Annotated in this window: 1 protein-coding gene; it reads right to left on the reverse strand. The window is 72.7% G+C overall.

What is annotated here, in order from left to right; translation table 11 throughout:
* Nucleotides 1–623, reverse strand: a 623-nt coding sequence (gene tilS / locus BAY1663_RS22850) for a tRNA lysidine(34) synthetase TilS (protein WP_037045475.1), incomplete at both ends; no start/stop codon positions are given.

The following is a 623-nucleotide window of genomic DNA, read 5'->3' on the forward strand; positions in this document are numbered from 1 at the left end:
CCGGCCTGGCGTCACGCAGCGCGTCCCAACCCGCCCAGTGATCGCCATCGGGCGCCAGCGTCAGGTCCGCCAGCCAGTGACGCAGCGCGTTGCGCTGCCGCGCCGGCGTGAGTACGCGCAACGGCGGCAGGGCGAGGCTGGGCAGCGGCAACCAGTCGAAGTGACTGGGGCCTTGCGCCGGACCGAGATCCTGCACCGCCAGCTCATCCAGCAGCACCTGCGCCTCGGCCATATGCGCGGCCGTGCGGGCCATGCTCGCAGCCGCCCGTGGCCAGCGTTGGCGCAACTCCGGCATGACCCGCTGGCGCAGGTAGTTGCGTGAATGGTCGAGGCTGCGATTGCTCGGGTCCTCGATCCAGTCGAGCCCGTGGCTGTGCGCGTAGGCCTCCAGTTGGGCCCGCGAAATATCGAGCAACGGCCGCAGCAGCCTGCCCCGTCCCAACCCACGCTCGGCCGGCATCGCCGCCAGTCCGCGCACACCGGCACCGCGCAGCAGGCGGAACAGCAGGGTCTCGGCCTGGTCGTCGCGGTGCTGGGCGGTCAGCAGCAGTTCGCCCTCGCCCAGGCAATCGGCGAACGCGGCATAGCGCGCCTCGCGCGCGGCCCGCTCCAGCTGGCGCCCG

Source organism: Pseudomonas sp. BAY1663 (assembly GCF_000582595.1).
GTDB classification, from domain to species: Bacteria; Pseudomonadota; Gammaproteobacteria; order Pseudomonadales; family Pseudomonadaceae; genus Stutzerimonas; species Stutzerimonas stutzeri_AF.